This window comes from Nocardioides sp., assembly GCF_014360585.1.
In the GTDB taxonomy this organism is placed as follows: Bacteria; Actinomycetota; Actinomycetes; order Propionibacteriales; family Nocardioidaceae; genus Nocardioides.
Window position 1 is genome coordinate 48,192 of sequence record NZ_JACIXG010000030.1, and the last position, 7,319, is coordinate 55,510.

8 protein-coding genes are annotated in these 7,319 nt (G+C 65.6%); 5 read left to right on the forward strand and 3 right to left on the reverse strand.

Annotated features, from left to right (window positions below; translation table 11 throughout):
* Positions 1-642: 642 nt before the first annotated feature.
* Complete coding sequence (dnaA, locus tag H5T77_RS12160) at positions 643-2,391, reverse strand: chromosomal replication initiator protein DnaA (RefSeq protein WP_366816623.1); 1,749 nt, start codon at positions 2,389-2,391, stop codon at positions 643-645.
* 544 nt (positions 2,392-2,935) lie between these two features.
* Between dnaA and rpmH the strand changes: the two genes are divergently transcribed.
* Genes rpmH through H5T77_RS12185 form a run of 5 tightly spaced genes read left to right on the forward strand, consistent with a single transcriptional unit; the run spans position 2,936 to position 5,283 of the window.
* The gene (gene rpmH / locus H5T77_RS12165; RefSeq protein ID WP_091044043.1) at positions 2,936-3,073 is read left to right on the forward strand and encodes a 50S ribosomal protein L34; all 138 of its coding nucleotides are present in this window, start codon (positions 2,936-2,938) and stop codon (positions 3,071-3,073) included.
* Positions 3,074-3,098: 25 nt separating this feature from the next.
* Positions 3,099-3,452: a ribonuclease P protein component gene (rnpA, locus tag H5T77_RS12170; protein ID WP_292649563.1), complete on the forward strand. Its 354-nt coding sequence runs from the start codon at positions 3,099-3,101 to the stop codon at positions 3,450-3,452.
* Positions 3,449-3,772, forward strand: coding sequence for a membrane protein insertion efficiency factor YidD (yidD, locus tag H5T77_RS12175; protein ID WP_292649566.1), 324 nt, complete (start codon positions 3,449-3,451; stop codon positions 3,770-3,772). The genes rnpA and yidD overlap by 4 nt, the downstream gene beginning before the upstream one ends.
* Before the next feature lie 3 nt (positions 3,773-3,775).
* Complete coding sequence (gene yidC, locus H5T77_RS12180; protein ID WP_292649569.1) at positions 3,776-4,765, forward strand: membrane protein insertase YidC; 990 nt, start codon at positions 3,776-3,778, stop codon at positions 4,763-4,765.
* An 11-nt stretch (positions 4,766-4,776) separates the two neighbouring features.
* On the forward strand, positions 4,777-5,283 hold the full coding sequence (locus tag H5T77_RS12185; RefSeq protein WP_292649588.1) for a Jag family protein: 507 nt from the start codon (positions 4,777-4,779) through the stop codon (positions 5,281-5,283).
* Between the two features lie 147 nt (positions 5,284-5,430).
* On the opposite strand, the gene H5T77_RS12190 is transcribed toward H5T77_RS12185, so the two are convergent.
* Both H5T77_RS12190 and H5T77_RS12195 read right to left on the reverse strand, forming a co-directional pair.
* Positions 5,431-6,186: a L,D-transpeptidase family protein gene (locus H5T77_RS12190; RefSeq protein ID WP_292649572.1), complete on the reverse strand. Its 756-nt coding sequence runs from the start codon at positions 6,184-6,186 to the stop codon at positions 5,431-5,433.
* A gap of 475 nt (positions 6,187-6,661) precedes the next feature.
* Complete coding sequence (locus H5T77_RS12195; protein WP_292649575.1) at positions 6,662-6,952, reverse strand: GIY-YIG nuclease family protein; 291 nt, start codon at positions 6,950-6,952, stop codon at positions 6,662-6,664.
* Between the last annotated feature and the right edge of the window lie 367 nt (positions 6,953-7,319).

Below are 7,319 nucleotides of genomic sequence, written 5' to 3' on the forward strand. Positions count from 1 at the left end.
CTGCACAGGCGTGCCTGTGGACTCCGGATCGCTGAGCGGGTTGTCCCCAGGGAAGGGCGCTCGAGGAATTTCACCGAGGATCCGTGGATTAAATAGTTTCGTACGTCGTAAGAGCATCTGTGGGAAATGTGGATGAAGGACGTCTTCGCAGGTGGCGGCCGCAAATATGATTCCACAGGGGGTGTGGACGCCCTGCTGAAATGACGCACGTCACTGTGGGCTGTGGAGAGTTGTCGGCACTTCTGAGTGTTTTGTGCACAGGCCATCCCCTTTTCCATCCCATTTGAACGGCCGGTTCTCCACAGGTTTCGCCCAACCTGTGGGCTGTGGACAACCTTGGGAGAACCTCAGGAAATCTCGGCCAGTGGGTTTTGGAAATCCCAAAACGCGGACGAGGCACCTGTGGACGAGCCTCTGGAGACGCCGCGAAGCGCCTGTGGTTCGAGCCTGTCGAGGAGCTGCGGAGCACGTGAGAAGCCGGGGTCGAGCCCGTTGAGACCACGTGAGAAACCGGGGTCGAGCCCCTTTGAGACCACGTGAGAAACCGGTGGTCGAGCCTGTCGAGACCACCCCGTGAGTCACGGTCGGGTGGTCTCGACAAGCTCGACCACCGGTGGTGGTCGCGGCCTGCGTACGTCAGGTCTAGGCCTGGCGCGCCTGCATCTTGACGCGGTTGGTGAGCTCGGAGACCTGGTTGAAGACGGCGCGGCGCTCGGCGAGGAGCTGGTTGATCTTCCGCTCCGCGTACATCACCGTCGTGTGGTCGCGGCCGCCGAAGTGCTTGCCGATCTTGGGCAGGGAGTCCTCGGTGAGCTCACGGCACAGATACATGGCGATCTGGCGGGCCATGACGAGGTGACGCCCGCGCGACGGCCCGGTGAGCTCGTCGATCGACAGCCCGAAGTAGGCCGCGGTCTGGGCGATGATCAGGCCGGCGGTGATCTCCGGCTCGCCACCGTCGGGGATGAGATCCTTGAGCACGATCTCAGCCAGCGTCAGATCGACGTCCTGCCGGTTGAGGTTGGCGAACGCGGTCACCCGGATCAGCGCACCCTCGAGCTCGCGAATGTTGGTCTGGATCTTGCTCGCGATGAACTCGAGGACGTCCGGCGGCGCGGTGAGCCGCTCCATCGCCGCCTTCTTGCGAAGGATCGCGATGCGGGTCTCGATGTCGGGCGGCTGGACGTCGGTGATCAGACCCCACTCGAACCGGTTGCGCAGCCGGTCCTCCAGCGCCTCGAGCCGCTTGGGCGGCCGGTCGGAGGTCAGCACGATCTGCTTGTTGGCGTTGTGGAGCGTGTTGAAGGTGTGGAAGAACTCCTCCTGCGTCTGGGTCTTCCCCTCCAAGAACTGGATGTCGTCGATCAGCAGGACGTCCACATCGCGGTAGCGCCGCTTGAACCGGTCCTGCCGGTCGTCGCGGATCGCGTTGATGAACTCGTTGGTGAACTCCTCCGAGCTGACGTAGCGCACCTTCGCCCCGGAGTAGAGGCTCCGGACGTAGTGGCCGATCGCATGCAGCAGGTGGGTCTTGCCGAGACCTGACTCCCCGTAGACGAGCAGCGGGTTGTAGGCCTTGCCCGGCGCTTCGCTGACCGCGACCGCGGCCGCGTGCGGGAACCGGTTGGAGGACCCGATGACGAATGTCTCGAAGGTGTACTTCGGGTTCAGCCGGGTCTCGAGGACGTTGTGGTTGGGCTCGCTCGGCCGGGTCGGCGGACCAGGGACGAGCGGCCGCGGTGGGACCGGCTCCTCGACAGGGGCCGCAGGAGGAGGCGGGGGATTTGTCGACATGTCGCCATAGCCGGGGCGTACGTCGTCGTTCCCCGCAGGGCGGGCCGGCTGCTGAGTGGGCGGCGGCGCGATGGGGGCCTGCGGGCCTGAGTACGCCGCGGGCGCCTCCGGCTCCTCGCGTGGCCCGGGCGACGGGGGTGGGCCGGGGATGAGACCCGGAGAGTTGGGCGGGTAGACCGACTGATGTGGGAAGGCCGACTGGCTGGGGTACGCCGACTGGCCCGGGAAGGCCGTCTGTTGCTGAAGGGCAGCGGCGGCGGCAGCGTCTGCCGCGGCGATCTCCCGCTCGGAGATCATGATCGCCTGGGTGTCGGGATCGGGCGTGACGTCGAGGTCGGGGTTCACGGTGACCGCGATGCGGATCTCGCGATGGAAGATCTCGCCCAGCGACTTCTCCAGGGAGCCACGCAGGCGGCCCTCGATCTGGTTGCGGGTGAAGTCGTTGGGGACCTCGACGATCGCGGTCGACCCGTGCAGAGTGAGTGGTTCGCTGTCTCGGAGCCAGGCGCGCTGGTTCGGCGGAAGCTCGGCGACCACCCGCGTCCATGCGGACTGGAGATCTGGCTGTGGTTCTGGCGCGAGGCCGGAGTGCTCCACAGGTTCCTGCCTTCCCTGATGGCTCGGGTGGTGGTCTTGGTACTGATGCAGCCTGGATTGATCCAGCGGTCTGGTCTACATCCTCCACAGACTTTTCCACAAGCTGTGGAGCATCTCCGAATGTAGGCATCGGAGACCAACCGAGACACGTTGCCGTCCGCGAGAATCCGACCGTATCGGCAGGTCAGGTGGGAAAATAAGATCCCAGCATGGCATCCCCCCGAATGCGGCCGAAGCTCCTGGCGCTGTGCAGGGAAACCTCGGTAGAGGACGAAACTACCGGCTGGCGGCCATGACGGGCAAGCCGTCCTCCACAGGTGGAGGGTGAATCACAGGGGTGTGATAGGGCGCGGGTTTGACCGTGGTTTCGCCGTCCACGTACCGTTGCTAGGTCACCTGGTCTACGGGTGCCGCATGTCCACGCCTCATCGGGGCGCGGACGGGCGGTGCTTGTTGAATCGGCCCGCCTGGATCCACCGAGGGCGACCCCAATCGTGCCGGACGAGCGACCGGCCACCACACCACACCAACTAAGGAAGCACCCGTGAGCAAGCGTACTTACCAGCCGAACAACCGCCGCCGTCACAAGACGCACGGTTTCCGCCTGCGCATGCGCACCCGTGCCGGCCGCGCGATCCTCGCTGCGCGCCGCGGCAAGGGTCGCAAGAGCCTGACCGTCTGAGGCCCCGGCCTCAGCCACTACGCGCGTGCTGCCACGTCGCCACCGACTGGTCGATTCGTCGGGCTTCAAAGAAGCGGTACGACGAGGCAAGCGCGCGGGCTCGAAGAGCCTGGTGGTCCACCTGCTCGTCCCCGACACTGGCATCGCTGCCGATCGGGAGCGCGAGCCGCAGGTGGGCTTCGTGGTGAGCAAGGCCGTCGGTCCGGCCGTTGTCCGGAATCGCGTGAAACGCAGACTGCGTCATCAGGCCCGGGAGTCCCTGAGCGGACTCCCGGGCTCTGCTGTGCTTGTGGTCCGTGCGCTTCCCCCTGCAGCTGGCGCTTCGTACGACGACCTCGGCACCGATCTGAAGCGTTGTCTCGCGCGGGTGCTGTCATGAGCCTCGTGCGGGGTGGTCTCGACAAGCTCGACCGCCTGCTGACGTACGTCCTGGTCGGACTGCTCCATGTGTGGCGGACGCTCATCAGTCCGCTGTACGGCGATGTGTGCCGCTACTACCCGTCGTGCTCGGCGTACGGGCTCGAGGCCGTCAAGACGCACGGCCCCTGGCGCGGGAGCTGGCTGACGGTGCGCCGTCTGTGCCGTTGCGTCCCCTGGGCCAAGACTCGGGGCTTCGATCCTGTGCCACCCCCGAAGAATCCAAGAGACCCTGAAGACCTTGTCCGTGTAAGTGCGGACTCCCGACAACGAGGAGCCTGATCCGTGGGAGCCATAGGCGATCTGTTCGGATGGATCGCAACACCGCTGTATTACGCCATCTCGGGCATCCTGCTCGTGTGGCAGAAGGCGTTCTCGTACGTCATTCCGTCCGAAGGCTGGCAGTGGGCGCTGGCCATCGTCGGTCTGACCGTGACCATCCGCGCCCTGCTGATCCCGCTGTTCGTGAAGCAGATCAAGTCCAGCCGGAACATGCAGCTGCTGCAGCCGCGGGTGAAGGAGCTGCAGAAGAAGTACGGTCATGACCGCGAGAAGCTCGCCGCCGAGACCATGAAGCTCTACAAGGACTCGGGCACCAACCCGTTCGCGTCCTGCCTGCCGCTGCTGCTGCAGATGCCGATCTTCTTCGTGCTGTTCCGCATGCTGGAGCACGCCTCGAACGGTGACGGCAAGGGCTTCCTGAGCGACGCCGACGCCCACGAGTTCGCCAGCTCGACCTGGCTCGGCTCGTTGCTCTCGGACCAGTTCACGACGGCCGACCACATCAGCACGTACTTCCTCACCGGGTTCCTGGTCCTGGCGATGATCGCCACGACCTTCCTCACCCAGCGCCAGCTGATGTCGAAGAACATGCCTGCCGACGCGATGACCGGACAGTACGCGCAGCAGCAGAAGCTGCTGCTGTACGTGCTGCCTGTCGTGTTCGCCGTCGGTGGTATCGCCTTCCCGGTCGGAACGATCCTCTACTGGACCTCCTCCAACCTGTGGACGATGGGTCAGCAGTTCTACGTGATCCGCAACAACCCCGCACCGGGGACGCCGGCCTTCGACGCCAAGCAGGAGCGCGACCGGGCCAAGCGTAAGAAGAAGGGCATGACCGACGCGGAGATCGACATCGTCGAAGCCGAGGAGACGGTCACCGAGAAGCGTCCGGTGCAGCGCAACCAGCCCAAGAACCAGACCAGGAGCCAGCGGAAGAAGGCCGGCACGACCGCCGGTCGCTCCACGACCCAGAAGGACGGGGGAACCAAGTGACGACTCAGGATGTGAGCGAGACCGAGGTCGAGACTGTGGAGGCGGTCAGCGAAGAGACGCGCCTCAAGCAGCTCGAGCAGGAAGGTGACATCGCGGCGGACTACCTCGAGGAGCTCCTCGACATCGCCGACCTCGATGGTGACCTCGACATGGACGTCGAGGGCGACCGTGCCGCCGTCTCGATCGTCGGGGGAGACCTGCAGCAGTTGGTCGGTCGTCACGGGGAGGTCCTGGACGCACTTCAGGAGCTGACCCGGCTCGCGGTCTACCGTGAGACCGGCGAGCGGTCCCGCCTGATGCTCGACGTCGGTGGCTACCGCGCCGACCGTCGCTCGACGCTGATGGCGCTCGCCGAGGAGACCGTGGCGAAGGTCCAGGAGTCCGGTGCCCCGGTCTCGCTGAAGCCGATGTCGCCCTTCGAACGGAAGGTCGTGCACGACGCCGTCGCCGCCGCCGGCCTCACCTCTGAGTCGTCCGGTGTCGAGCCGCGGCGCTACGTGGTCGTCCTGCCTGACTGACGCTGACAAAGAGATCGCCCCTCGTGCCGTGTGGCACGAGGGGCGATCTCTTTGTGTTTCACGTGGAACGGGATGGTGGTCGAGCTTGTCGACACCACGACCTCGCGGTCGTACGGTGGTCTCGACAAGCTCGACCACCGGGGTTGGTCAGGAGCGGTAGACGACGACCCGGTCACCGATACGGATCTGGTCGAAGACCCACGCGATGGCCGCCTTCTTGCGGACGTTCACGCAGCCGTGGGAGCAACCGTTGTAGCCGCGGGCGGCGAAGTCCGACGAGTAGTGCACGGCCTGGCCGCCGGAGTAGAACATCGCGTACGGCATTGGCGTGTGGTAGATCGAGGAGACGTGGTTGCGGCTCTTCTTGAAGACCTTGAAGGCGCCCATCCGGCTCGGGTTGGCCTTGCAGCCGAAGCGAGCGTCCATCGCCTTGAGGATCTTGCCGCCGCGTACGTAGCGCATCCGACGGTCGGTCTTGTCGATGCAGAGGACGCGGCCGGTGAGGCAGCGGCGGTCGAGGTTGTACAGCGTCGCGTCGGTCGGCGTGCTCGTCTTCGAGCGGAGACGGTCGAGCGTGCGCTGGTTGACCTTGCCGGTGATGGCCAGGCGCTGGTTGCGCTGGAAGGTCTTGACGGCGCCGGTGGTCTTCGTTCCGTAGGTGCCGGTGACCCGGCCGGTGTAGATGCCCTTCTCCTTGAGGCGAGCCTGGATCTTGCGCACCCCGAGACCGGTGGAGCCCTGCTGGTAGAGAACCTTGTATGCCGTCTGCAGTCCGAGCTGCCCGAGCGAGGTCGTCGGCGCGGTTGCCTGTGCGCTGCTCGTGGCAGCGATCGAGCCGAGGGAGAATCCCAAGGCGAGGATGGCGGTGAGGAAGATCGCCACCGGGGTTCTACGGACGTTCACATCAGCTCCGTGGGTCATGATTGGTGGCCCGGTCGCGCGGGCCGCTGGGGTCGCATCGATTGCGACTTCTACGACTAAGACGTTCGAGCAGCGCGCGCGGTTGCATCAGATTCGCAAGGCTGCCCGCGGACTTTAGCGCACCGCGCACCCCGGTGGCGCCTTCCGGCCACGTTCTGCGGATCCGTTGGGTCGCCGCCTCTCGTCGGCCGTTCTGGCGGTCTGTGTTTCACGTGAAACGCCGCCGGAGGTCGAGCTCGTCGAGACCTCTGCCGCAGGGGACGTCGCTGACGCTTCCGCCCCCCCCCGGGACGTCCGGTCAACGGAGACCGGTGGGCGTCCCGTGGTGGTCTCGACAGGCTCGACCACCGGGTGGGGTGGTGGTCTCGACAGGCTCGACCACCGGGTGGGGTGGTGGTCTCGACAGGCTCGACCACCGGAGGTCGAGCTTGTCGAGACCTCTGCCAGCGGGGGACCGTCAGTCGTGCGGCGTCGCCGACGTGTTCGCGAGTCGCGGTAGATCACCTAGGCGTCCTTCGATGAGTGCGATGCGTTTGGCGCGGCTCCAGTTCTGGATCTGTTTCTCCCGTGTGAACGCATGGGCGACGTTGTCGTACTGCTCGTACCAGACCAGCTGCACGGGAAGTCGATGACGGGTGTACTCCGGCCCGAGTCCGACGCGATGCTCGGTCATTCGGCGCTCGAGGTCGGTCGTGCTGCCGACGTAGAGGGTTCGGTCTGCGCAGAGAAGCATGTATGTGAAAGCCATGCCCTCATCTTGGGCGGGACCACCGACAGTTTTCGGAGTCTCCGTCCGTCCGGAGGTCGAGCTTGTCGAGACCTCTCTGCGTTGGCCAGTGGTCTCGACAGCTTGACTGCGGGGGAGACCTCCCCTGTGGGCAGTGGTCTCGACAGGCTCGACCACCGGTGGGGTGGTGGTCTTGACAGGCTCGACCACCGGGGGGGTCTCGACGGACACGACTATCGGGGGCGGCGGAGGTCGAGCTTGTCGAGACCTCTCTGCGTTGGCCAGTGGTCTCGACAGCTTGACTGCGGGGGAGACCTCCCCTGTGGGCAGTGGTCTCGACAAGCTCGACCACCGGTGAGGTCGTGGTCTCGACAGGCTCGACCACCGG

Bases quoted from the DNA above. Each gene is read 5' to 3' on its own strand.
- yidD (WP_292649566.1), top strand. From the start codon at position 3,449: ATGAGCCTCGTGCGGGGTGGTCTCGACAAGCTCGACCGCCTGCTGACG.
- H5T77_RS12195 (WP_292649575.1), bottom strand. From the start codon at position 6,952: ATGGCTTTCACATACATGCTTCTCTGCGCAGACCGAACCCTCTACGTC.